Source organism: Gordonia soli NBRC 108243 (assembly GCF_000334455.1).
GTDB classification, from domain to species: Bacteria; Actinomycetota; Actinomycetes; order Mycobacteriales; family Mycobacteriaceae; genus Gordonia; species Gordonia soli.
The window spans coordinates 61679-87018 of sequence record NZ_BANX01000008.1 but is presented as its reverse complement, the minus strand read 5'-3'; the positions used below and the strand labels follow the sequence as shown (position 1 = coordinate 87018).

The 25340-nt window shown below is 68.4% G+C and carries 15 protein-coding genes; 4 read left to right on the top strand and 11 right to left on the bottom strand.

Translation table 11 applies throughout. From position 1 onward, the window contains the following. Positions 1-33 precede the first annotated feature (33 nt). Positions 34-1812 carry an SDR family oxidoreductase gene (locus GS4_RS06425; protein WP_007618733.1) on the bottom strand — a complete coding sequence of 593 codons (1779 nt, stop codon included), beginning with the start codon at positions 1810-1812 and terminating at the stop codon, positions 34-36. A gap of 267 nt (positions 1813-2079) precedes the next feature. Here GS4_RS06425 and GS4_RS06420 point away from each other — a divergent pair, with 267 nt between their 5' ends. Beyond that, entirely contained in the window at positions 2080-3054 is a 975-nt protein-coding gene (locus GS4_RS06420; RefSeq protein ID WP_007618732.1) for a glycosyltransferase, read from the top strand. Here GS4_RS06420 and GS4_RS06415 read toward each other — a convergent pair whose 3' ends face one another. The 8 genes from GS4_RS06415 to GS4_RS06380 form a co-directional block, all read right to left on the bottom strand. Then, positions 3055-4278: a glycosyltransferase family 4 protein gene (locus tag GS4_RS06415; protein ID WP_007618727.1), complete on the bottom strand. Its 1224-nt coding sequence runs from the start codon at positions 4276-4278 to the stop codon at positions 3055-3057. Next, positions 4275-5411, bottom strand: coding sequence for a glycosyltransferase (locus tag GS4_RS06410; protein WP_007618725.1), 1137 nt, complete (start codon positions 5409-5411; stop codon positions 4275-4277). The genes GS4_RS06415 and GS4_RS06410 overlap by 4 nt, the downstream gene beginning before the upstream one ends. Continuing rightward, a complete protein-coding gene (locus tag GS4_RS06405; protein ID WP_007618723.1) occupies positions 5408-7369 on the bottom strand; it encodes a glycosyltransferase in 1962 nt (653 codons plus the stop codon). The genes GS4_RS06410 and GS4_RS06405 overlap by 4 nt, the downstream gene beginning before the upstream one ends. Then, the gene (locus tag GS4_RS06400) at positions 7366-9276 is read right to left on the bottom strand and encodes a flippase (protein ID WP_007618721.1); all 1911 of its coding nucleotides are present in this window, start codon (positions 9274-9276) and stop codon (positions 7366-7368) included. Before GS4_RS06400 ends, GS4_RS06405 begins: the two co-directional genes overlap by 4 nt. Before the next feature lie 7 nt (positions 9277-9283). Then, on the bottom strand, positions 9284-10774 hold the full coding sequence (locus GS4_RS06395; protein ID WP_157226532.1) for a sugar transferase: 1491 nt from the start codon (positions 10772-10774) through the stop codon (positions 9284-9286). A 368-nt stretch (positions 10775-11142) separates the two neighbouring features. Further along, entirely contained in the window at positions 11143-12396 is a 1254-nt protein-coding gene (locus GS4_RS06390; RefSeq protein ID WP_040509795.1) for a pyridoxal phosphate-dependent aminotransferase, read from the bottom strand. Positions 12397-12630: 234 nt separating this feature from the next. Beyond that, positions 12631-16533: a (Fe-S)-binding protein gene (locus tag GS4_RS06385; protein WP_007618716.1), complete on the bottom strand. Its 3903-nt coding sequence runs from the start codon at positions 16531-16533 to the stop codon at positions 12631-12633. A 192-nt stretch (positions 16534-16725) separates the two neighbouring features. Then, a complete protein-coding gene (locus tag GS4_RS06380; protein ID WP_040509735.1) occupies positions 16726-18123 on the bottom strand; it encodes a WS/DGAT/MGAT family O-acyltransferase in 1398 nt (465 codons plus the stop codon). A 146-nt stretch (positions 18124-18269) separates the two neighbouring features. On the opposite strand from GS4_RS06380, the gene GS4_RS06375 reads away from it, so the two are divergent. Next, the gene (locus GS4_RS06375; protein WP_007618712.1) at positions 18270-18920 is read left to right on the top strand and encodes a SanA/YdcF family protein; all 651 of its coding nucleotides are present in this window, start codon (positions 18270-18272) and stop codon (positions 18918-18920) included. A gap of 23 nt (positions 18921-18943) precedes the next feature. Here the strand turns inward: GS4_RS06375 and GS4_RS06370 are convergent, their stop codons facing one another. Continuing rightward, positions 18944-20215, bottom strand: a complete 1272-nt coding sequence (locus tag GS4_RS06370) for an acyltransferase (RefSeq protein ID WP_007618710.1) — start codon at positions 20213-20215, stop codon at positions 18944-18946. A 226-nt stretch (positions 20216-20441) separates the two neighbouring features. Further along, positions 20442-22577, bottom strand: a complete 2136-nt coding sequence (locus GS4_RS06365) for an acyltransferase family protein (protein WP_007618708.1) — start codon at positions 22575-22577, stop codon at positions 20442-20444. A 209-nt stretch (positions 22578-22786) separates the two neighbouring features. On the opposite strand from GS4_RS06365, the gene GS4_RS06360 reads away from it, so the two are divergent. Then, the gene (locus GS4_RS06360; RefSeq protein ID WP_007618706.1) at positions 22787-24139 is read left to right on the top strand and encodes a styrene monooxygenase/indole monooxygenase family protein; all 1353 of its coding nucleotides are present in this window, start codon (positions 22787-22789) and stop codon (positions 24137-24139) included. Between the two features lie 247 nt (positions 24140-24386). Then, positions 24387-25328, top strand: a complete 942-nt coding sequence (locus GS4_RS06355) for an oxidoreductase (protein ID WP_007618704.1) — start codon at positions 24387-24389, stop codon at positions 25326-25328. Positions 25329-25340: the final 12 nt, after the last annotated feature.

Here is a 25340-nt window from a genome sequence, read left to right as displayed (position 1 = left end):
GTTCAGGACTCGAGGGCAGGGGATTCGACACGGTCACCTCCGGGTGGGGACGGGGGCGGCGACGCGACGTCGCGCCGCCTGTCGGGACAGCCAGGGGGCGAATCGGTAGATCCGGTACCCGACACTGGCTTCGGGGGTCACGGGCACGACGGCCTTGTCCGAGCGGATGGCGGCGACGATCTGCCGTGCCACCTTGTCGGGGGTGAACCCGCGACGCTGGTAGAAGCGGACCAGGCGGTCTCGGGCCGCTTGTTCATCGGAGCCGAGACCGGCGATCGGGGTGTTCGCCACGATCGCGGTGTCGACGATGCCGGGGCAGATGGCGGTGACGCCGATGTGATGGTCGGCCAGCTCCGCCCGCAATGACTCGGAGAAGAGCAGCACACCTGCCTTCGACGCCGAGTAGACGCCCAGGTCGCGCTGGGGCGTGAAGGCGGCAGCCGAGGCGAGGTTGACGATCTGGCCACCGAGGTCACGTTCGACCATCTGGCGCCCGAAGAGTCGGCTGCCGGTGATGACGCCGCGCAGATTGATGTCCAGCAGTCGGTCGATCTGTTCGTCCGTCGCGTCCAGCACGCCGCCCGCCAGACCGACACCCGCGTTGTTGACGACGATGTCGGGGACGCCGTGGTCGCGCTGCACGGTGTTGGCGAACTCCGCGAAGCCGGCCGAGTCGGCGACGTCGAGGGCGTAGGCGGTGGCCGGCACGGTCTTGGCGCGGCACTCGCGCGCGGTCTCCTCCGCGGCGACCGCGTCGATGTCCGCGGCGACGATCTCGCAGCCGAGTTCGGCCAGCGCATAGGCGGTCTCGCGACCGATCCCGCTACCCGCGCCGGTTACCACGGCGAGACGGCCCGAGAACGCCTGGGGCGGACCGATGAGGCGGGTCCGCTCGGACCAGGCCGGCTTCTCGAGGCTGCCGGTTTCCTGGTAGCCGATGAACGCGCGGGCCGCCTCGGTGAGGTACTCCGGATGGGTGTGCGGCAGCCAGTGGCCGGTCGGGGTGTCCCGCCGCCACAGGCGCTGCACGTAGCGGTGGGTGTGCTCGAAGATGGCCGGCCGCAAGGCGACATCGCGGTGGTTCACCAGTTCGAGGACCGGGACCGTCGTCGGATGCGGCTCCGGGTGGCTCAAGTGCGGCACGATGTTCGCGCGGTAGAGCGCGACACCGCTGATCATGTCGCGACGCAATGTCGGTGCGATCGACACCCTGTCGGCGGGGGTGCCCTCGGTGACCTTCAGGAAGTTACGCCAGACGGCCGGGATGCCGAGGAAGGACAACAGGATTCGCGGAGCGACAGGGAGATGGAAGAATGCGGTGTACGCCGACGAGGCGATCTGGGACAGCGAGGTTGCCACCCGGCGCGGGGTGGGACGGGAGAGGTTCTCGCGCGCCCACGCGCCGAGCTGGTCCAGGCTGGGGCCGGACACCGACACGAAGGACGCGATCCGCTTCTCCGCGCCGTGTCGGGATACCGCCTCCCAGGTCAGCACCGAGCCCCAGTCGTGGCCGACGATGTGCACCGGCCGCTCGGGACTCACTTCGTCGGCGACGGTCAACAGGTCGTCGGCGAGTTCGGCGATGTGGTAGCCGGCCACTCCGCCGGGACGGCTGCTCTCCCCGGCGCCGCGGTTGTCGTGGGCGATGACGTGGAACTCCTTGGCCAGCGCGGGGGCGACCTGGTCCCAGAGGTGGTGGGTGTCGGGCCAGCCGTGGACCAGCATGACCGGTGGTGCGCCCTCGTCGCCGAGCTCGAACACCGCCAGCGTCACGTCGCCGCTCTGCACGGTGCGTTTCCGCCAGTCCACCATCGATTACCTCCTCGTCGAAGCCGTCCAAGCCGTCGAACGCGGTAGACGTTACCAGCGGTCACATATATTCACCAGGCTCGTCATGGCGCAGATGTGACCTGTTCCACCGGGTCTCGTCTGGTCGGTCATGTCTCGACGCGACTACGCTTGACGTGCGCCGACTGCGTGTACGGGGGTATGCGGAGCCGGTCGGCGTCCGGGCCGGGGGGCCCGCGAAACCGTACGAACGGTCTACACACGGGACCGGGAACGCTGGGGGGAATCAGCGTGGGGGAAGAATGCGCGGCGTCGCCGCGTCGCACTCTGTTGGTCGCCTCGACGGGCGGCCATCTCAGCGAACTCATCCGACTCGCCGACCACCTGCCGCTGATCGGGGAGCCGCTCTGGGTGACCTTCGATTCCCCGCAGAGCCGGGTGGAGTTGGCAGGCCGGGACGTCGAGTACGTCGCAGAGGTCACCCCACGTGATCTGGGTGGCGTCCTCGGCAACCTCGCTCCCGCGCGGTCGATCCTCGCCCGGCATCGCGTCGCAGAGGTGATCTCGACGGGTTCGGCCATCGCGCTCTCGTTCTTCCCGGTCGCCCGGGCCGCAGGCATCCCGTGCACGTACATCGAGAGCGCGGCTCGGTCGCAGGGGCCGTCGATGAGCGGGCGGCTACTGCGATGGGTGCCGGGCACCCGACTCTTCACGCAGTACCCGAGTTGGGTCGATCGACGCTGGCAACTCGCGCCCGCATCCGTGTTCGACCCCTACGTCAGGTCGTCCTCGACATCCACTGTCGGAGAACCACGCTCGGCCTTCGTCGCGTTGGGCACGATGCATCATCGGTTCGACCGGTTGGTCTCGGCGGTGCGGGCGGCGATCCCCGACGACTGGGAGATCACCTGGCAGACGGGCCCCAACGACTATCCGGACCTCCGCGGGCGGGTGCACCGTCTCGTGGGGCCGGACGAGTTCGCCGCGGCGTGCGCCGACCACGACGTGGTCATCGCGCATGCGGGTGTGGGCACCGCGCTCGCCGCACTGGACGCGGGCACGAGCCCGATCCTGGTGGCCCGCCGACAGGATCTGGACGAGCATGTCGACGACCATCAGGAGCTGATCGCGGCCGAACTCGCCGCACGCGGGCTCGCCTTCCACGTCGGGTCGGAGGACCTCGACGCGGATCTCGCCCGGCGTGCGGCCCGCGTGCAGATCGAGACGGTCCGCGGCCGGCGTCCGCAGGCGACATCCAACCGCTGATCAGGTGGTGCGGCGCACCCGCGCTCTGATCAGATGGCGCGGGGCGCCCGCGGTGACGAGGATCTGCCACTCCCGGATGAGTTCGGCCCGCCACGGGCCGACGCCCAGTTCTGCGGCGGTGGCGCGGGCCGCGTCCTGCAAACGAGTTCGCAGGGCGACGTCGTCCACCACGCGGTGGAGGGCGTCGGCGATGGCCGCGGAGTCACCGGGCGGTACGACGATCCCGTTCTGCCCGTCGACGATCACGTCCCCGATCGCGCCGACCAGCGAGACGATGGGGACCAGTCCCGCCGACATCGCCTCCAGCAGGGCCATCGGCAGCCCTTCGTCGTGGCTGGGCAGCAGGAAGATCGATGCGCGGTCCAACAGTTCGTCGCGCTCCGCGGGCGAGATCCAGTCGCGCACCTCGATCACGTCGGCTGCCGTTGCCCGTGCCGCGGCTCGCGACTTCTCGACGTCCCCGTCGCCGGCGAGGACCACCGCGAGCGATGACCGGGTGTCGGCGTCCAGGCGCCCGACGCCCTCGATGATCTGCGGTGTGCCCTTGCGCTCTCCGAGTCGGCCCAGGGCGACCGCCACGAGTCGGCTCTCAGGCAGCCTGTCGTCGAACTGCACACCCGCCATGCGCGATTCGGGGGCGGGATTGAGCAGTACGCGGACGCGGGACGGATCGAGATCGAGCACCTCGGTGTACTCGGCGGCGAGGTCGGTGCCGAGGATCAACCAGCGGTCGGCGCGCAGGATCGTTCGGACCAGACGTGCCGCCGGCCGGGGCAACCTGCGATACCAGGCGGCGAAGTTGTAGCTGTGGGCGTGGACGACGCTGGGCGTACCGGTGATCCGGGCCGCGAACAGCGGTGCGCCCTTGCGGATCACGCTGCCGCCGTGGGACAGGTGGATGTGCAGGATGTCGACGCGGCCGCCCAGCACGATGGCCGTCGCCCGGATCATCCCGACCACGCCGACTAACGTCTTGCGCAGACGCCCGTGATCGAGATACGTGGGTACCACCACGAATTCGGCGACTGATGGGTCGTGGCCGTCGATCATCGCCGACATCACGGTGGCCATCCCGCCACGGCTGATCGGTGACGCCGGTCCCGGGCCCACCGCGAGCACGCGCAGTGGACGGATGGGACGCCCGGTGGGCACCTGCTGGGTCGACGCCGGCTCCGTGGACGCTACACCGGTCGATGCTGCGCCGGGACGGTCGTACGAGGTCACGGATGCCGTTCGGCGTCGGGATCCGCGACGGTGAGGGGATTTCCGTGTACGTCGTGATCGTCGACGACTGCCGGGGGGCGTACGCGTGCGGCCGCCGCGTGGTCGACGGTGTCCTGCAGGACGGCGCGGAGCCGGGCGGCGGCCACCGACGCATGGAAGTTCTCGGCGTAGTGCGCGTGCGCATGCATTCCCAGCGACCAGGCCCACTCGGGGTCGGCGAGTTGATCGAACGCGGCCACGAGCCCGCCGACGTCGTCGGGATCGATCGGCCGCGGCCGGGCGGGTTGGAACTCGGGGAGGCCGCCGCGGGTGGACACGATCGGCGACACACCCAGCTGCATCGACAGCACCTGGACGCCGCTCTGGGTGGCGAGCTGGTAGTGGACCACCGATCCCTTGGCGCGGCTCAGCGGTGCGAGCAGGTCGAGGTAGTCGTAGCTGCCGCCGTTCCACCAGGCGTTCCGCGGCAGCACGGGTTCGGTTGCGGCAGCACCGAACAACCGGAGGCGATCGCCGTGGTGGTGCGGACCCGACTGGTGGGCATCCCACGCCTCGAGAACGCGGGGCAGGTTCTTGTACTCGTTGAGCCGGCCGATGAGGACGAAGTCACGTCGTTCGCCCGCCTCGACCGGCCGGGGGACGATCTCCTCCGGGAGATCACTGGTCAGCGGTACGGTCGCGAGCCGACCGGCGACACCCGGCGTGCCCTCGACGCGTCGGGCCACGTATTCGCTGAAGCAGACCGTGGTCACCGCTCCGGCGTTCCACCGGTCGAACAGTCGCTCCTCCCAGCGGGGGCGTCGCTCCTCGGGGCCGTGTGGTTGGTCGTCGTGGATCAGCGACACCCGTGGCACCGATCGTGCGAAGCCGAGCCAGCGCGGGTCGCGGACCAACTCGGTGACGACGACGTCGGGATCGAAACGCCGGACGGCCAGTGCCGCGGCCGCAGTCGAGGGCCAGCTGGCCGGTGACTTCGGGCGCGGGTCGAGCACGAGTTCCCAGGGGAGGGGGACAGCCGGCTGAGGGTGCTGATCGGAGGTGACCAGCAGCACCTCGTCGCCGGCGGCGCGCAGCTCACCCGCGTAGGCCCGTGCGAGCGGTCGCAGCCACGGCGACAACCACAGGATCTTCACCCGAACACCTCCGCGATCGCTGTCTCGTATGCGTCGGCCATCGCATCCACGGTGTACTCCGCGGCCATGCGATCGCGCCCCCGCGCACCGACCTCGACCAGGCGTCGACGATCGGTCAGTACCTCGGCCAGCCGGGACCGCCACGCCTCGACGGTCGGCTCGCCGACCAGGAAGCCGGCCCGTCCTTCGTCGAGCATGTCGGGGACCGAGCAGACCGCCGTCGCGACGACCGGGAGCCCGCGGCCCATGGCCTCCACGATGACCATCGGGAACGCCTCGGACCGGCTCGGCACACACACCACGTCGGCCTCTGCCATCGCATGGTCGGGTCCCGGTGACCAACCACGCCACCGTACCCGGCCGGCCACCTCGGGCGGGGTCGCCGCCTCCAGCCGGGCACGATCGGGACCGTCGCCGAAGATGTCGAGCGTCCAGTCCAATTCGGGATGGGTGCGCTGCAGATCGGCCAGCGCCGCGGTGAGCACGTGCGGGTTCTTGTGCTCGACGATGCGGCTGAGCATCACGAGACGGATCGGTCCCTCGTCGGCGGTACCGGCGTGCCGACGGTCGGGGGAGTCGGCGAGGTCGGCGGAACGGATCACCCCGTTGGGCGCCACGAAGTGTCGTCGGCCGACGCGTTGGTGACGGGTCATCTCGTCCCGGTGACTCGGCGACAACGTGACCACTCCGTCGGCTCGTGTCATCGCGGCCGCGAGCGGGCGCGAGTAGGTGGCCGCCCCGGGGTCGGGCGGCACATGCGCCCCGACCAGCCAGCGACGATCGGAGCCGGTGGCCCGCCAGGTGGTGGCGAAGCCCGTCTCGGTGTTGGTGTCGCCGCTGATGACCACCGCGCGCCCGTCGGGCAGATCCACCATCGGTGCCCACCACGGCTGCCGGACGACCCGCACCTCGTGCGGGATCTCGCCGATCAACGGGCCGAACCGCTGCATACACGCGATGGTGACCGGATAGCCGCGCCGGACCAGTTCGGTTGCGAGGACCACGTGGTGACGTTCGGCTCCGCCGTAGACGAGCCTGTTCACCGTGATGATCACCGCCGGTTTCGCCGACGCCGTGGCCTCGCGCAGTCGCGCGCGGGACCGCCGACTCGACCGCTGGACTCGGTCCAGGACCGCGGTTGCCGCGAGGTAGGCGTCGCCGTGCCGTGCCGAGGCCTGCTTCTCCAGGATCAGGGCGACCCCGGCCCGGAGCAGGTCGCGGGACCGTAGCCCGGCGCGTGGATCGTCGGCGACGGTGCCGTGCCCGGTGTGCTCGACACCGAGCTCGTCGGCGAGGACGAGCCGACGACCGGACTCGCGGGCGCGACGCTGCCAGTCGGTCTCCTCGCCGTAGAGGAAGAAGTCCTCGTCGAATTCGCCTACCTGGTCCCAGACTGCGCGGTCGATCAGCAGGCATGCGCCGGTGAGGTACCCCGAGACATCTTCGGGGGCATCGCGATGGAGCGACGACAGCGGCGTGCCGCGTAGGCGGGGCGAGTACCAGAGGTGGTCGACCAACGCTCGGGTCACCGACGGCGCCCGATGGGCGACATCCCAGGGGCGCAACCCGTTCGGGTCGTCGGCATCGGCCGCGAGATCGCGGGTCATCGGTGCCACGGCGGCCACATCGTCGTGGGAGAGCGCCAACCGGGAGCCGGCCAGGTCGGAGACGAGGACCGCGTCGGGGTTGAGCAGCAGGAACGATTCTGCGGTGACCAGCCGGGCGAGGCGGTTGACCGCCGCGGCGAAGCCGAGGTTGCCCGAGCCGAGATGCCAGTCGATGCCGGGGAGGGTGGTGGCCAATTGCCGGATGTCGTCGCGGTCGGGCTCGGAGTTGTCCCACACCCGGATTCGCGCATCGGGCAGGTGTTTGTCGACGGAGGCGAGGCAGTCGGCGAGCTGCTCGGCGTTGCGATACGCGACGACAAGGACCTCGGGTGTCGGGATCGGGGCGGTCATGAGTCTGCTCGCTGATGGTCGGACGGGTTCTGGTCGGTCGCGTGGTCGGACGGGGGAACGCGCCGGGAACGCAGATCGGTCGGGGTCGGGTGCGGCGGGCTGGGTGGCAGTGATGACGGGCGCTGGGAACCGGGAAGCCGGGAACCGGACATGGGGGTCTGAGGAGGCACCGCCGCCCACGGATCGCGCATGTAGAGATCACGGGTGCGGTCGTCCCAGCCGAAGGACCGACGAAGCGCGGACAGGTCCAGCGGTGCGGTCTCCATGATGGAGATGTTGTGTGCCACCTGGTTCCGGTCGTAGTGCGTGTAGCCCTGGCCGTTCCGCGGCACGATGCGAGGAGGTGAACCGGGGCCGGCGCCGTCCGCCGGTGCCTGCGACTCGACGTGGCCTGCGCCGGGTGGCAGCGCAAGCACAGGCCCGTCATCGTCGGCGCCGACGGAGCGCGCCGCCCGGAAGGAACGGATGTATCCGGGTGTCACCGGCCCGATCAGGAGGTTGACGCCGAGGTAGACGATCGCAGCCGCGAGCAGGGCGAGGACCGGGTTCACCCCGTGTAGCGACCACGCGACGATGCCCGCGCCTGCGGCCGGGATGGCCAGTCGGACGATGAAGCTCCACGGCTCACGCACCGGTGAGCGCCGGGCGAGACGGACGCGAGCCACCACGAATCCGATGACTTCTGTTGCGACCAGGGCGATCCCGGCCCCGACCGCACCCAGCAGCGGGATCAGGATCACGTTCAGCACGATGTTGATGGTCAACGTCACCGCGTTGAGCCGGAGCAGGAAGTGCTGGTCGTGGGCGGCGAAGAGGGCCTGACTGGCGGACCCGTTGAGGAACGTGATCGCCGCGGCGAGGAACAAGAGCGCGAGAACGGGCGCGCCGTCGGAGAATGAGTCCGAACTGAGCAGCGTGATCAACGGACCGGCGAGTACGGCACCGACCACCGCGACCGGCACCGCGACGAAGTACATCGCCTCGAAGACGCCCCGCACGAACACCCCGAACGCCGCCCGATCGGACTGGAAGAGCCGGGTGGTCGTTGACAACGTGGATGCCAGGAACAGTTCGCTGACCATCGTCGCCATGAACGCGATCGAGTAGGCGAGTCCGAAGTGTCCCACCTCGACCGGGTTCGACAGCACGCTGAGCAGCACACCGTCGATGCGCCAGTAGAGGACCGCGATGACCAGCACCAAGGCGATCGGCAGACTCTCCCGGAGCAGGCCGAGTGACTCACGCCCCCGGAAGAGCGGTGTCAGCGGACCGAGGCGGCGCGCGGCGATCGCCTTGATGATCAGCTGCCCGAGCGGCGGGATGATCTGCGCGAAGGCGTAGGTGTAGACCGGGGCATCGGCGACCACGAGCCCGATGGTCAGTCCGAGGGTCAGGACCCGGCCGAGGAAGTCGGCGAGGGCGACCGCCCCGAACCGCATCATCACGGTGAACACCGGGTCGAAGGCGGTGTGCAGGGTGGTCAGCGCCAACGAGACCGAGATGATCACCAGCATCCCGACGACCTGCGGTTGGTTGTGGTAGACGAGGATGCCGGACACCATTGCGACCGCCATCAGCGGCAGCGACATGGTCAGTGAGATACCGAGATTCACCTGGACCAGGCGGTGGACGGTCGGTCGGACGCTGCGCTGGGAGTCGGTGACCCGACGGACGATGATCTCACCGACGCCGAACTCGGTCAGACTCATCCAGAGCGTCACGAACATGACCGCAGCGGTCAGTTGGCCGTAGTTCTCCGGTCCGAGGGTGCGGGTGGTGAGTGCAACGGTGGCGAGGGAGGCGATGGTGCCGCCGACACGACCCGCCATCTGCTGGGCGAAAGCCCGTGCGATGGCGGTGATCGTGCTGCCGGAGCCTGTCGTCCGGTCCTGCGCCGAGGCGTTCACCGAGTACTCAATACGCCCCGTCGCCGGCCATGACCGCCTTGACCGTCTTGAACAAGATGTACATGTCCAGGAGGAACGACCAGTTCTCCACGTAGCTGAGATCGAGTCGGACCGACTCATCCCACGTGAGATCCGATCGGCCGCTGACCTGCCAGAGACCGGTCATACCCGGCTTGAGGAGCATCCGGCGCTGAACCTCGGTGGTGTACGCGCGAACCTCGCGTTCGAGGTGCGGGCGCGGACCCACCAGGCTCATGTGACCGGCCAGCACGTTGAACAGCTGAGGGATCTCGTCGAGGGAGTAGCGGCGCAGCAGTCGGCCGACCGGGGTGACGCGGGGGTCGGCGCGCATCTTGAACAGCGGACCGTCGTTCTCGTTCTGCCCGGCGAGATCGTCCTTGAGCTGGTCGGCACCCGCCCGCATGGACCGGAACTTGATCATCGGGAAGGTCACGCCCTGCGAACCCACGCGCGGCGCGACGTAGAAGATCGGCCCGCGGCTGCTCAGCTTCACCGCTGCGGAGATCAGCAGCAGCAACGGGAGCAGCGCCAGTATCAGCGCGCCCGCGCCGATCCGGTCGAAGGTGACCTTGCTGATCTGCGATGCCCCGCGGTACTGGGGCCGCTGTATGTGGATCAGCGCCGTCGAGCCGGCCGAGGCGAACCGCACCCGGTGCTCGGCGACGTCGAGGATGCCCGGTGCGACCAGCAGACTGACGCCGAGATCGTTGAGGCGCCAACCGAGTTCGCGCAGGTGCTGGTTGCCCAACGCCTCGGTGGCGGTGACTGCGACGGCGTCGGCGCCGGTGGCGGTGACGGCCTGGAGGAGGGCGTGCTCGTCGCCGAGGATGGGGATCTGACGGTCGGAGAGCTGGAGGTGGGCGTCGGGGTCGCCGCGGTACCCGGGGATGCACGCACCGACGACGCGGATGGCCTCGCTACGGTCGTGGCTGAGACTGTCGGCCAGGTTGATCGTCGCGGCGTCGGCACCCAGCACGATCATCCGCTGCAGGCAGTCGCCGGATGCACGCCAGCGCCACAGACGCCGACGCCATGCGTAACGGCCGGCGTTGACCAGTACGAACCCGAACAGCAGACTGAGGCCGACGTAACCGCGGGCCATCTCCAGTTTGAGCCACAGTTCGGCCACGGCGAACATCACGAACGGCACCAGGGACGCATCGCGGACGCGTCGGAACTCCTCGACGCCGGAGCCGATGACGAGGGCCTCGCGGGAGCGGGTGACCTCGAGCGCGATCATCCAGCAGACACCGAGGACCGCCGAGACACCGATCTGTTCGAGGTCGCCGACGCCGGGGCCGTATCGGACCAGGTAGGCGGCAGCCATGCCGACACCGATCGCCGCCGCATCGGTGATGCGGATGCGCCGACGGATGGCTCCCTGCCAACTGGCGGTCGTCGGACGCGGTGACCCCGCGCCGGAACCGGACACGACGGCCCGATCGATGGCGCCGTCGGCTGTCGCGACGGTGCTCATACGGCCGATCGCGTCTGTCGGCGATCGGCGCGACTTGATGTTGCGCACGAAAAAGTTCCCCCCCGGGAAAAAGCACTACAGTTTCCGAGCTACCCGAACGACAGCGGAATGCCTCCAACATTTCCGTTGTCAAACCCCGCCATTAGCTTAGCTACCCTCCGCGTCGTCCCGCATCGTCTCGATGCCACGTGGCCTGTGATACTTCTAACTCCGGTGCACCTGTGCTGGTGAGGACATACGTGCTGGGTACGGGAGCGGATGGCGTCCCATGGGGTTTCGGCCGTCATCGACTCTCGACGGTCAATGCCCCACTGTCGGAGATGAGTTCTCGGTTGTGAATCGGCGGGATCGGGTGTGCGGCGGCTGCGTCACTGTCGATAAGACGCGAGGAAGTTGCCGATGCGTTCCAGGGCCTCCTCGAGGTCCCGGGACCACGGCAGGGTGACGATTCGGAAGTGGTTGGTGTCCTCGAGATTGAACCCCGACCCCTGGACCACCAGGATCTTCTCCTGCAGCAGCAGATCCTGGACGAACTGCTCGTCGTTGTGGATCTCGTGGACCTCCGGGTCAAGACGCGGGAAGGCGTACAGGGCACCCATCGGCTTGACGCACGAGACGCCGGGGATCTCGTTGAGCTTCTCCCAGGTGACGTTGCGTTGCTCGAGGAGCCGTCCGCCGGGCGCGGTCAGGGCATCGATGCTCTGGTAGCCACCGAGTGCGACCTGGATCGCGTGCTGACCGGGCACGTTGGAGCACAGACGAGTCGACGCGAGCACGTTCAGTCCCTCGATGAAACCCCTGGCATGGTCCTTGGGGCCGGTGAGCACCACCCAGCCCGCGCGGTAACCACACACCCGGTAGGCCTTGGAGAGGCCGTTGAACGTGAGGCACAACAGGTCGGGAGCCAGCGACGCGATGCTGGTGTGCTCGGCATCGTCGTAGAGGATCTTGTCGTAGATCTCGTCGGCGAGGATCAGCAGCGAGTGCTGCCGGGCGAGGTCGACGAGCTTCTCGAGCACGTCGCGGGAGTAGACGGCACCGGTCGGGTTGTTCGGGTTGATCACCACGATGGCCTTGGTGCGCGGGGTGATCTTGGCGGCGATGTCCTCGATGTCGGGGTTCCAGCCGTTGGTCTCGTCGCACCGGTAGTGCACGGGTTCGCCACCGGACAGTGTGGTCATCGCAGTCCACAGCGGGTAGTCGGGTGCCGGGATCAGCACCTCGTCACCGTCGTTGAGCAGGGCCTGCATGGTCATCGTGATCAGCTCCGACACACCGTTTCCCAGCAGCACGTCGTCGACGTCGAAATACGGGAAGTCGGGGATGAGCTCGTATCGCGTGACCACCGCACGACGGGCCGAGAGGACGCCGGCCGACTCCGAGTAGCCCTGCGAGTAGGGCAGGGCATGGATCATGTCGCGCATGATCACGTCCGGAGCCTCGAAGCCGAACAGGGCGGGGTTGCCGATGTTCAGTTTGAGGATGCGGTGCCCGTCGGCCTCGAGCCGCGCTGCGTGCGCGTGTACCGGACCACGGATCTCGTAGCACACGTTCTGCAGCTTCTGGGACTGCTCGAGTGGCTTGAGGTTCTGATTGAGGTGCGATACGTACGGTCTGCTCACGGATTCCATTGTGACAGCCGGGGCGTAACGATTTTCCCGGAACCATCGCGTTTGTCCTGGTCGGATGGCCCCGTGCCGCTGTGGTGTGGCGCAGGCGACACCGACCGACGATCCAGGGCCGTTTCGAACCGTCAGTTCGGGCGTCCCGGGTGTCGACGCACCGCGGGCCCCGACGAAGAAGATCGTCGGGGCCCGCGGTGGTCGATCGAGCTGTGAGCTCGTGACGCCGGTGGCTCAGCTGTGGCCGGGCCGCTTCTTGCCTGCGGCGATGCCGAATCCCTTGGCCTTGCCGGGCTTGTCCTCACCCAGTGTGCGAGCGCTGGACGAGCCGTTGCTCGACGGCGTGCTGTCGGACGGGGCCGGATCGGCCTCGTCGTCGGCAGCCGTGTCCTGGACCTCGTCGGCGTTCGCCTCTGCGGCAGCGGGTTCGGCCTCGTCGGTCTCGGCGCTGTCATCTGCGGACCGGGCAATCGCCCCGGGCTCGTCGGCGGGTGGTTCGGCTGCTGCGGAATCCGCCGGGGCGGACTCGCCGGCCGATGTCGCCGACTCCGGCGCGGCCTCTGCCTCGGGGGCCTCTGCTTCGGGGGTCGCCGCCTCAGGTGCGACAGCCTCTTCGGGTTCGGGCTCGGGTGCTGCGGCCGGTGTAGCGGCGGCCGGCTTGGGTGCTGCTTTGCCGATGCCGCCGGGACGCTTCTTGCCCGCGGACATCCCGAATCCCTTGGCCTTGCCGGGCTTGTCCTCGGCGAGCGAGGCGGTGCCGGCATCTGCGGGCTCCGAACCAGCGGGCTCGGCGGCCACCGGCTCTGCCGCCGGGGCAGCTGCCTCGGGTGCGCCGGCCGACTCGGCTTCGGGCTCGGACTCGGACGTCGACTGGGACGTGGCTTCGGGCTCGGGTGCTGCGGCCGGTGCTGCAGCAGCCGGCTTGGGTGCCGACTTGCCGATGCCGCCGGGGCGCTTCTTGCCCGCGGACATGCCGAATCCCTTGGCCTTGCCTGCCTTCTCCTCGGTCGCGACGGCTGCGCCGCCATCCGCGGGTGCCTCGACCTCGGACTCGCCCTCGTTTGCCGGCCCCTCGCTTGCGGGCGCAGCCTCGTCGGCTGCTTCCGGGGCGGGGGTGTCGGTGGTCGGTGCGGCAGCGGCCGGCTTGGCTGCTGCTTTGCCGATGCCGCCGGGGCGCTTCTTGCCCGCCGACATGCCGAATCCCTTGGCCTTGCCTGCCTTCTCCTCGGTCGCGACGGCCGCGCCCTCGGTGTCGGCGGTCGGTGCCGCCTCAGGAGCCGACTCGGTCTCGGCGACCTTGTTCTCGGCCGCCGCGGTCACCCCGGCAGCGGGAGCTGCGGCACCGGGCTTCTTGGCACCCGGACGCTTCGCAGCGCCCATGCCGAATCCCTTGGCGGCCGGCTTCTTCTCGGTCGCCGACTCGGTTGCCCCCGACTCTGCGGCTTCCGACTGCACGGCGTCCGACGACTCGGACTCCGCGGGGGCCGGTGCTGCCGACCCGCCATCGGCTGCGGCTGCTGCGCCGGGCTTCTTCGCGCCCGGGCGCTTGGCGCCACCCATGCCGAATCCCTTGGCAGCGGGCTTCTTGTCGCCCGTCGATTCCGAGGACTCCGCGGGCTTGGCCGGGGCCGCCGCGCCGGAGTCGGCCTTGGCCGCGCCCGGCTTCTTGCCGCCCTTCATGCCCAGGCCGACCTTCGGCTTCGCCGTGGTGGCCGTTGCCGTGGCGCCACCGGCATCGGCCGCAGCCGCCGCGGGCTCCGGCTCCGGCTCGGGTTCCGGCGCAGCGCCGGGCTTCTCCGAGTCGGGGATGGACGCCGGTCCCAGGAAGCGGCCACCGCGGGTCACCTCGGTTGCGCCACGCTTCACCGACTCCAGCAGCAGCTGTGCGACGTCGACGACCTCGATCTTGCCCTCTTGCTCGGTTCCGCTGGTCCGGGCGGTCACACCGTCGGTCAACATCACCCGGCAGAACGGGCAACCTGTTGCGACCTTCTGCGTCGCATCGGTTTTCGTGGTCGCGGAATTCCGATTCGGCCCGCTCGCTGCGCTCCCGGCGCCGGCAAGCGTGTCCAGGGCTTCGTCGACGCGGTCGATGTTGATCCGCTTGCCGATCTGCTCTTCCATCCACATCCGGGCGCCACCGGCACCACAGCACATGGAACGCTCGCCGTGGCGGGGCATCTCGGTCAGATCCGAGCCCGATGCCGCCATCAGCTCACGTGGTGCGTCGTAGACCTTGTTGTGGCGGCCGAGGTAGCAGGGGTCGTGGTAGGTGACACCCTCGCCGAGCGGTGCGACCGGCACCAGGCGCTTCTCCCGCACGAGGCGGTTGAGCAGCTGCGTGTGGTGGACCACCTCGAACTTGCCGCGATCTCCGTCGACCTGCGGGTACTCGTTGCCCAGCGCGTTGAAGCAGTGCGCGCAGGTCACGATGATCTTCTTCTTCTGCTGCGGAGCGGTCTCGAAGACCTCACCGATGGTCTCGATGTTCTGCTGCGCCAGCATCTGGAAGAGGAATTCGTTGCCCGCGCGGCGAGCGGAGTCACCGGTGCAGGTCTCGCCCTCGCCGAGGACGAGGAAGTCCACCGCGGCGATGTCGAGCAGCTCGGCGACGGCCTTGGTCGTCTTCTTGGCGCGGTCCTCGTAGGCGCCGGCGCAGCCCACCCAGAAGAGGTACTCGAAGCCGGCGAAGGTCTCGACATCCCGTCCGTAGATCGGGATCTCGATGTCCATCTCGTCGATCCAGTTGGTCCGCGCCGAGGAGTTCTGACCCCAGGGATTGCCCTTGTTCTCGAGGTTCTTGAACATGTTGGCGAGCTCGGTCGGGAAGTCCGACTCGATCAGCACCTGGTAGCGCCGCATGTCGATGATGTGGTCGACGTGTTCGATGTCGACCGGGCACTGCTCGACGCAGGCGCCACAGGTGGTGCAGCTCCACAGCGTCTCGGTGTCGATGACGGCACCGGACGGGGTGCCGTCGGCCTCGCCGACCAGTCGGCGCTGCGCCTCGGCGCGGGCGCTCTCCGGGATCGCCTCGAGCTTCGCCTCGTCGACGTTGCCGTCGGCATCGACCAGACCGACCTCGTCGCCGCCCATGTCGGTGCTGCCACCGGCCAGCAGATACGGGGCCTTGGCGTAGCCGTGGTCACGCAGTGAGGTGATGAGCAGCTTGGGCGACAACGGCTTTCCGGTGTTCCATGCCGGACACTGGCTCTGGCAGCGACCACACTCGGTACAGGTGGTGAAGTCCAGCCAGCCCTTCCAGCTGAAGTCCTCGATCTTGCCAGCGCCGAAGGCGTCGACATCGGGGTCGGCGTCCTCCATGTCGATGACCTTGCCCTGGCTCATCATCGGCTTGGCCGCACCGAGGGCGACCCCGCCGTCCTGCTCGCGCTTGAGATAGATGTTGAAGAAGGCTGAGAAGCGGTGCCAGGCAACGCCCCAGTTGATGTTGCGACCGACCACGGCGAGCCAGATCATCGCCGACAGCAGCTTGATCACGGCCATCGCCGAGACGCTCCACTCCGGGATGCCCTCGAACGGCATGGCGAGGAAGTGCAGCGTCGGCGACGCCCAGATCGGAGCGTGCTCGATCCCGGAGGCGATCTTGAACAGCTTCACGCCGAGCATGCCGATGCCCTCGATGATCACGACGGTCTCGACGAAGTAGGCGGCGCGGAAGTTGGATCCGCCGAAGCGCGACAGACGTTCCGGGACGCGCGGGTGGTTCAGCTGCCGGACGATCACCAGTGCCACGCCGCCGATGACGGTGCCCCAGCCCAGGACCTCCTCGGCGAGCACATAGGGGTACCAGGTGCCCAGCCATGGCCAGTGGAAGTGCGGATCGAAAGCCTGCCCGTAGGCCTCGAAGACGAAGATGAAGCCGAGCAGGAAGCCCACCATGACCAGCCAGTGGGCCCAGCCGACGGTCCGGAACTTGGCCATCCGGGTGTGCGCGGCGAACTCGAGCGTCAGCTGCTTGAGGCGCGGGATGATCGGAAAGTACCGGCTGCTGTCGATGCGCTGTCCGAGAGCGATCGTGCGGATCATCTCGAAGACCGCGCGGAAGAAGATCGCCCAGCAGAACAGGCTGACGATCGTCGTGATCGTCCCGATGGCAATCGTCGTGGTCGTCACGTGCGCGTACCGGCCTTTCTATCGGTCGTCGTCGGCCATCCGCGCAGGGCTGAGGCGGTCACGGGTCGACGCGTACTTCACATAAAGGTAAAGCCTCTGGTCGCCGTGACGCTGCCAAGGATGACCTAACTAACGATCGGTCGGACCAGTCGGTTCCTCACCGATGATACTCACGAGTAACTTACTATCCAGTCAGTTGCCGTCGGAAGTGATGCGCGCGACTTTCTCGAGCTCGTCCAGAGCGGAGTCGAGGTGGGTGAGGAGCCGCTGCAGACTGGGCAGCTCGGCACGGGCGCCGATGAGTCCGAAGTTCACGTGATCGGCCGTGGTGGTCACGGTGATGTTCAGCGCCAGTCCCTCTGTCGGGATCGAGACCGGGTACACGCCATCGAGCTGCGCACCGTTCCAGTACAGGTGCTCCTTGGGCCCGGGCACATTGCTGATGATGACGTTGAACTGCGGCGGGGCGAACCGGACGAAGCCGGGCACACTCGCCAGCGCCAGCGGTGCGATCGCCGCGGCGCCGAAAGCCATCGCCTGCAGCGGCCGCATGCTGCGGATCACGCGCTTGCTCGCGCGCATCGACGCGACGATGGTCGCCAGACGTCGTTCCGGGTCGGGCTCGTCGGTGGCGAGGTTGGCCAGGATCGCGGTGACCGAGTTGCCGTCGCTGTCGTCCGCGGTGTGCAGCGAGACCGGCACCATCGCGATCAGCGGTTCGTCCGGGAGCTCGTCGCGGTCGATGAGATAGGCGCGGAGGGCGCTGCCGCACATCGCGACGATCACGTCGTTGACGGTGAGGCCCATTTCCGAACCGATCGATCGGAGGCGCTCCAGCGGCCACTGCTGGGCGGCGAACCGTCGCGCGCTCCCGATGGGCACATCCAGGATGGTGCGCGGTGCGCTGCCGAAAGGGGCTCGGAAGTCAGGGTCGGTGACCGCATCCCAGGCGACCTTGGCGGTCACCTTGCCGAGCCCGAGGACTTGCCCGGCCGTGTCGGTCACCGCCGACAGTGCGGGCAGGCGGCCGCCGCTCTTCTCCACCTCCTTCGACGCCGACCGTCGGGCCGTCAGGGCCGGATCCCAGGGGGCGCTGCCGGTGCGGTCGTCGGGATCGGTCGACAACGTGCGCTCGAGCAGGCGTAGCGCCGTCACCCCGTCGACGAGCGAGTGATGGATCTTGGTGTAGAGCGCGACCCGGCCGTCGTCGAGGCCCTCGATGATGTGCGCCTCCCACATCGGCCGGTTACGGTCCAGCAGCGCACCGTGATTCATCGACACATAGCGCAGCAGCTCGCGGATGCGTCCCGGTCGGGGGAGCACGCTGCGCCGGACGTGGTACTCGAAGTCGATCTCGTCGTCGTAGGACCACGCCACGTTCCCGACGATCGTGACGGGTTGGGCCGGGCGCTGCCGGAAGAGACGGTGCACCTCGGTGGTCGCGCTGAAGGTCTCGTGGATCTCCTCCGCGAGATCGCTCGCCGACTGTCCCGCGCGCGGGATGAACAACTGCAGGCCGCCGACGTGCATCGGCTGTTCCCGGGTCTCGGCGATCAGGAACATCGATGCGTTGATCGGCATGTACGGCATGGGCCTGCCTCACGATAGGAGTGCGGTGCGGGTGTCACCTGAGGCCATTGTGGGGCCCATGTGTACGACTGTCTCGGTTTTCCTCGCCTGGGGGTCGATCATGTCCCCCGGCGCGGATGTCGATGGCGGACGATAGATTTCCGGTCATGAATCCCCGCCGTCGCCGGACGTCTCGACACCGCGGCATCGGGCTGCCCGGACGGTTGCTCCTGGGTGTGATCGTCGTCGTCGAGTTGATCGTGACCGTCGCGGCGACCTGGGTCTACGTGGAGTCCGTGGGACGCGAGTTCGAGGTCGCCGACGTCACCGCGACCAGCCCGGCCGACTTCCCCGACACCGCGCTGGTCCTCGGTGCCCTGGTCACCGACGGTCGGCCGGGCGACTACGTGCGCGGTCGCCTCGACACGGTCGAGCAGTTGTACCGCACCGGGCGGATCACGCGCATCATCAACTCCGGCAACGGAAGTGCGGGGGATCTGGGGGAGCCGTCCGTGATGCGGTCCGTCCTCGAGGCGGACGGTGTCCCCGCTCGTGCGATCGTCGACGACGACGAGGGCTTCGACACCGCGCTCAGTTGTCGGCGTGCCCGTGACGAGTTCGGTGCCCGACGCGTCGTCATCGTCACGCAGGACTTCCACCTCGCCCGCGCCATCGCGCTGTGTCGGGACGTGGGCGTCGACGCGGTCGGGGTGTCGGCGGAATGCGAGTGTCCGACACTGACCTACCTGCGCAACCACGTACGCGAGGCGCTGCTCGCCCGGCCACGGGCGCTGCTCACCGCGCTGACCGGTATCTGAGTCCGGCGTCGGAGACCAGCCGCTCAGGCGTCGACGGTCACGCGCGCATCGTCGGCGTCGGCCGCGGCGGTGGTGCGACGCCGCCGGACCATCGCCAGGCCGGGAACCGACACCCTGGGCAGCGGCAGACGCGGGCGTCCGGTCAGGTAGAGCGAGCCGGGTAGGCGCCGCAAGATCTCGAGCACCGCGAGCGAGCCGGCGAGGACCAGCACGTAGGTGACCATGGTTCCCCACGGCTGCCCGAGGGTCTCCAGCAACCACGGGCCACCCTCGGCCTGCGGGCGCAGCAGGAAGAACAGCACCAGGACGTGGATCAGGAAGACGCCGAAGGACCGGTTCGATGCGTACGACACCGCACGGGCGAATCTCGGAGTGAAGTCGCGCCACCGCTCGGCCCAGTACGAGGCGGCGGCGTACAGCGAGGCGATGGCGACTGCGATGAACGGTAGGAGCGTGGTCTGGAACGCAGTGCTCGCGTCGATGGGGCGTTGGCCGCCGACCCACACGCGGAGCAGGTAGGTGCCGACCGCGAGGCCGCCGGTGACGACGAGTGCGCCGACGAGCCACCATGCCTTGCCGCGGAGGAAGTTCGCGAGGGCGCGCCGATGCACGGCCGCGACCGCACCGTAGAGGATGACGAACTGATACGGGACGAACGTCGCGTAGTTGTGCCACCAGTAGTCGGAGATCGGGGCCGGCGGCTGCCAGTGGGTGATCGCCAGGGTGATCCCGACCTGCAGCAGCAGGCTGCCGCCCAGCAGGAGCCCGTGATGGCCGAGAGTCGTGCGGACCAGCCAGAGGACCAACGGGAACAGCAGGTAGACCTGCAGCATCACGAACAGGAAGTACATCTGGAAGCCGGAGAGCCCCCAGCTGACCAGGTGCGCGAACTCGCCGAGGCTGGTCGGCACGTCGGTCAGGCGGCCATGCGCCCACATGTCCTCGACGACCCAGTAGATGGCCGACCAGATCAGATAGGGGAAGATCACCAGCTTGATCCGCCGACGCCAGAAGGCGACCGCACGGAAGTCCTGCTTGTCGAAGTTCTGGTACATCAGCACGAACCCGGTGAGCGCGAAGAACGTGTTGCGGGTGAAGTGCAGGAGAAGGGTCGCGGTGTTCACCGGGACGCTGTCGAATTCGTCGGTCGTCTGGGTCAGACAGTGGACGAAGATCACCAACGAGAACGTCGTGGCGCGGATCAGATCGAGATGGTGCAGGTAGACGCGTTTGGCGGCCGCGGGGGCGCGGGTGGCGACGTCGGCGCCCACCTCGCGCACAACAGTGGTCGTCATCCCGCTCTCACTCGCTCGATTCGCTGGTCATCCACCGCGTGACTGCTGCGATGGATCGGGGCGACGCAGGCCATCGGTGCGAGAGGTGCACGGGCTCTGCGTGGCGCCAGAACAGGTCACAGGTTAGCAACGAAAACTGTCAGGTTTCTGTGGACGGATGGTGAACGGCCTCACATCGCGCTGCCCTGCAGCACACGATGCCGGTGTGCTGCGCCGGTGCTGCCGGTCACCACCAGCGCAGCGCGGCCTGCAGATCGTTGTCGACGGCCGGGATCAAGGTGCGGACGAAGGTAGCCGTCAGATGGTGGTAGTCGTGCCAGAGCAGCACGTTGCCGACGACCGCCGGACAATAGGTCTGCGTGCACATCGCGTCGGTGTAGTCGAGGAACGCCATGTTGGGGTAGCGGGATGCAATGGCGTCGGTCGGATCGGTCGGTGCCATCGCCCGTGCCCGATCGACTCCGCAGACCTGTGGCTTGCGGCCTTCGGCGAGGCACTCCGGCGGCTTCAGCTCGCCGACGGCCCACGGATTGTCGCGCACGGCCACGACACGCTGCCCGCGCTCCCGGAACTGATCGAAGATCTCGGTGTAGTCCTTGGGCACGTAGTCGCCGCGGCCCGCGCCCTCGACCGGTCGGGTGCTGTTGGTGAACACGACATCCGGTTTGTCGACCGCGAGGCGATCCATCACCCGGCGTGACCAGTCGTTGCACTGGTAGTACTTCTGCCCGAACCAGATGAAGACGTGTTCGGTGGTCAGCGCACAACCCACCTTGAGGTAGGTGGTGACCTTGAAATGGCGTTGCTTGCCGATCGCGTTGAGGGCGGTGATCCATTGCTCGGCGTGTGAGCCGCCGACCAACGCGACGGTCCGGGTGGCAGCAGGGTCGCCGTACACGCCGACCTTGATCGACGGGTCCTTCCAGCCGCTGATGATCGAGTCGTAGGACGTGATCGGCCAGTCCTTGTCGGCGACCTCGGGTCGCGGCTCGGCCTCGACGTGCGGCACCGGTGCTCCGTCGAGGAATGCGCGGGCGCCGGGATACAGACGGGGGTCCAGGTTCTCGGTGTTCACCGTCGCGGTCGCCGCGTTGTACTGCCAGACCGCGACGGTCGCGCCGGCGATCACCGTTGCGACGATCAGCACGATGGTGAGTCCTCGCCGGTAGAGCTGGGAGAAGCCGCCGCCGCGGCCCGATCGCAGCGGCGCCTCGATCCATCGGGTCGTCGCCCACGCGAGCACCACCGAGACCGCCAGGATGAGCGTGCCCTCCCACCAGCTCACCGAGTCCTGGTAGCGCCAGGTGAGATAGAAGATGAGCAGCGGCCAGTGCCACAGGTACAACGCGTACGCGATCGATCCGAGCCAGACCGGCCACCGATGCGCCAGCAGTGTGCTGACCGGACCGGGATCGGAGGTCGGGGTCGGCCGGGTCGTCGGCGAACCGATCCAGATCAGCGCGAGCGTCGCGCCGACCGGCACCAGCGCCCACGCCGCCGGGTACGAGGTGACGCCGTCGATCCACCAGCCGCAGGTGACGATGAGTCCGAGCGCGGTCACACCGACCGCCACACGCAGCCACACGGCCACGGCGACTCTGGGCAGCCACACGGCCAACAGTCCACCGACCAGCGGCTCCCACAGGCGCGCGATGGTGTCGTAGTAGTTGAACGGCTGATTGACCCCGTGGCGGTAGGTGGCCCAGGCGAAGCTGACCACCCCCACCGCGAGCAGTGCGCCACCGACGATCCCGCGGACGACGCGCGGGTCGGTGAAGAACGCGAACCGTCGGCCCACCAGTTTGAGCACCCCACCGAGAGTCAGCGCGGCCAGCAGCGTGACGAGGAAGAACTGACCCTGCATCGACATCGACCACAGGTGTTGCATCGGACTGTTCGCCGAGTCGGCTGCCTGGTAGTCCTGCGAGTCGAGGGCGAGGTGCCAGTTCTGGTAGTAGAGAGCGCTAGCCTGAACCTCGGAACCCAGTGGGCCCCAACGGGTCTTCGGCATGACGAGCGCGATCATCGCGGTGATGAAGACCAGGACCAGGACGAGCGCGGGCAGCAGCCGGCGGACGAGTCGCCACAGACGCGGCCACGGGTTGACGGCCCGGTTCCAGCCCACGGTCGGTGCGCCGGTGGCGAGCACGTGCTTGAGCAGCGACGCCACGAAGAAGTACCCCGACAGCGTCAGGAAGACGTCGACGCCGCCGGAGACGCGACCGAACCAGACGTGGAAGACGGCCACCAGGGCGATGGCGATGCCGCGCAGTCCGTCGAGATCATGACGATATCCCGAGGTGTTCCCGGTCGCCGCGTCCTCGTTGGGCGTCGCGGACGGGGTCGTCAGGGTGGCGCTCACAAGGAACTGATCGTACGCGGCCCTGCGAATCGGACACGGTCACCGACTCGTGCCTCGCACCCGCCCCGCTAAACGTCGGCGTGCACATAAACCTTCTGGCCCAGCGCTCGACCGGGCACGGTAACGCCAGCACCACAGCGTCGCGGGCACCACAAGACGCAGGACGTGAGCACGCAGAACATCACTTCAGTGAAGCGAGAGGGTTATCAATGTCAGAGGGGCAGAAGCAGTCGGTCGCCGTCGTCGGCGCCGGCCTGGCCGGGACCAGCGCCGCGCTCGGGTTCGTCGACCTCGGTTACGACGTCACGATCTACAGCGACAAAGACCGTGACGCACTGCGCAACAAGGTCCCGCCGACCGGCGTCGGCGTCCTGTTCGGTGCGTCGCGCGACTGGGACGCGAAGATCATCGAGGACCTCTACGAGATCGGGAACACGACCGGGATCAGCGTCCGGCTCAAGTCCGGTAGTGGCGACGAGCGCGCCGACGTCCTCGAGTTCAACCCCGATTTCGGGTACGTCGCACAGGCCGTCGATCTGCGACTCCGCGGCGACGACCGCCTCGGTCGCTTCCTCGAGCGCGGCGGCAAGCTCGAGGTCGGTGAGGTCGACGACGACCGTCTCGACGCGATCGCCGCGTCGCATGACCTGACGCTCGTCGCCACCGGCAAGCGCGGCCTGGCCGACGTCTTCCCGATCGACGATGCCCGCACCCACTACCGCGAGCCGCAGCGCAAGCTGTTGCAGGCAACCCTGCAGGGCGTCGGCGACGGGCCCGAGGTCTTCGACTACCGCAGCCGCGAAGGCGGCAAGCATGCCGTGTTCAATCTCGACGCCGAGAACGGCGAGATCTACGTCGGCCCCTTCCACCACAAGGACATCGGACTGAGTTGGTCGTTCATCGTCTTCGCCAAGCCCGACGGTGAGTGGGCCGCGAAGATCGACGGGGCCACCGACAACGCGTCGGCGCGGCAGGTGCTCGTCGACATCTTCCGTGAGTACTTCCCGAACGACGCCCCGGTCGTGGAGAAGCTGCAGGTCATCGACGCCGACCCGTACTCGTGGCTCAAGGGTGCGGTGACCCCGACGGTGCGCAAGGCCGTCTCGACCACCAAGAACGGGCACGTCGTCGCAGCGATCGGTGACACCGCCATCGCGGTCGACCCGGTGGCCGGACAGGGTGCGCAGGGTTCGCTCATCCAGGTCGCCGACCTCCTGGCCGCAGCCAAGGATCACGAGGGCGAGTTCACCGCGGAATGGCTGTCCGCGCAGTTCGAGAAGTACTGGGAGAGCCGCGGCAAGGCCGCCGTCGAGGTCACCCGTCTGTACCTCGGTGATCCCGACTACGCCGATCATCTGGAGCTCTCGTTCCCGGCGGCGTCGGTCAACTCGGATGTGGCGTCGGCGCTGTTCGGGTTGCTGTCCGACCCGAACCCACTCCTGACCCTGGAGACCCGCGACGACGTCCTCGGCTTCATCGGCGCGGTCGCCGGTGAGCCGGCCGACGATGTGCTGGCCAAGTTCGAGCCGGCCGGGCAGTTCTCCAGCGCGGCAGTCGCCTGACGGCGAACGGCCAACGGACCACTCTGCGCTGCGACGGCGCAGTTCCTCAGGCGGCGTGTCGACGAGCCCGGCTCTCGACACGCCGTCGGTCTGTCGTCTGCATGGGTCTGTCGCGTGCACGCATTGACGGGCGCTCGCGGGGACTGTCGCCTCTACCGGAAATCCCTCGGTGACGTCATGGGCCGGCGCCCGGGTCTGATAGAAGAAGAGGCGAGAAGATCCGTCGCGACGTGGGAGGACGACGATCATGGCGGCACCGGGGTGGACTCTGACCGACGCACCCGCGCAACACGGCCGCACCGCCGTCGTGACCGGCGCGAACACCGGCCTCGGCCTGGAGACGGCACACGGGCTCGCTCGGCTGGGCGCGTCCGTCGTGTTGGCGTGTCGGAACGTCGACGCAGCGAAGACCGCCCGCGAACAGATCCTCGCCGATCTACCCGAGGCGCAGATCGACATCGTCGAGCTCGACCTCAGCAGCCTCGAATCGGTGCGGACGGCGGCCGACGAGCTGAACGGGCGCGACGGGACCATCGACCTCGTGGTGGCCAACGCGGGGGTGATGGCATCGCGACACACGCTCACCGCCGACGGTTTCGAGCTCGACTTCGGGACCAACTTCCTCGGTCACCACGCGTTCATCGGCCTCCTGATGCCGCGGGTGCTCGATGTGGCGGGACGCGTTGTCACAGTGGGGAGTACGGCCGGTCGGGCCGGCGTCATCGACTTCGACGACCTGCCCTTCGAGCATCGGTTCAGCGGTGCGCGCGCCTATTCGCGCGCGAAGTTCGCCCAGATGGTCTTCGCCGTCGAACTGCAGCGTCGACTCGAGGCCGCCGGAGCGTCGGCGCTGTCGGTGGCCGCGCATCCGGGCGCAACCCGCACCGGCGTCATGCGGGAGCAGACGCCGTTCCTGCGGTGGGCTTTCACCAGCCCGCGCATGCGGTGGCTGCTCGATCTGTTCGTCATGGACGTCGCCGACGGTGCGTTGCCCACGCTGCGGGCCGCCACCGACCCGGACGTGCTGGGTGGCGAGTACTTCGGGCCGTCGGGTCCGCTGCAGTTCACCGGCTCGCCACGTCGGGTCGATGTGTCCGACAAGGTGCTCGACCCCCAACTGGGACAGCGACTCTGGACGACTGCCGAGGAGCTGACCCGTGTGGTGTACCCGTTCGGATCTCGTGGCTGAATCAGCGGTGTC

Bases quoted from the DNA above. Each gene is read 5' to 3' on its own strand.
- GS4_RS06425 (WP_007618733.1), bottom strand. From the start codon at position 1,812: ATGGTGGACTGGCGGAAACGCACCGTGCAGAGCGGCGACGTGACGCTG.
- GS4_RS06370 (WP_007618710.1), bottom strand. From the start codon at position 20,215: ATGACGACCACTGTTGTGCGCGAGGTGGGCGCCGACGTCGCCACCCGC.
- GS4_RS06405 (WP_007618723.1), bottom strand. From the start codon at position 7,369: ATGACCGCCCCGATCCCGACACCCGAGGTCCTTGTCGTCGCGTATCGC.
- GS4_RS06395 (WP_157226532.1), bottom strand. From the start codon at position 10,774: ATGAGCACCGTCGCGACAGCCGACGGCGCCATCGATCGGGCCGTCGTG.
- GS4_RS06355 (WP_007618704.1), top strand. From the start codon at position 24,387: ATGGCGGCACCGGGGTGGACTCTGACCGACGCACCCGCGCAACACGGC.
- GS4_RS06360 (WP_007618706.1), top strand. From the start codon at position 22,787: ATGTCAGAGGGGCAGAAGCAGTCGGTCGCCGTCGTCGGCGCCGGCCTG.
- GS4_RS06380 (WP_040509735.1), bottom strand. From the start codon at position 18,123: ATGCCGTACATGCCGATCAACGCATCGATGTTCCTGATCGCCGAGACC.
- GS4_RS06375 (WP_007618712.1), top strand. From the start codon at position 18,270: ATGAATCCCCGCCGTCGCCGGACGTCTCGACACCGCGGCATCGGGCTG.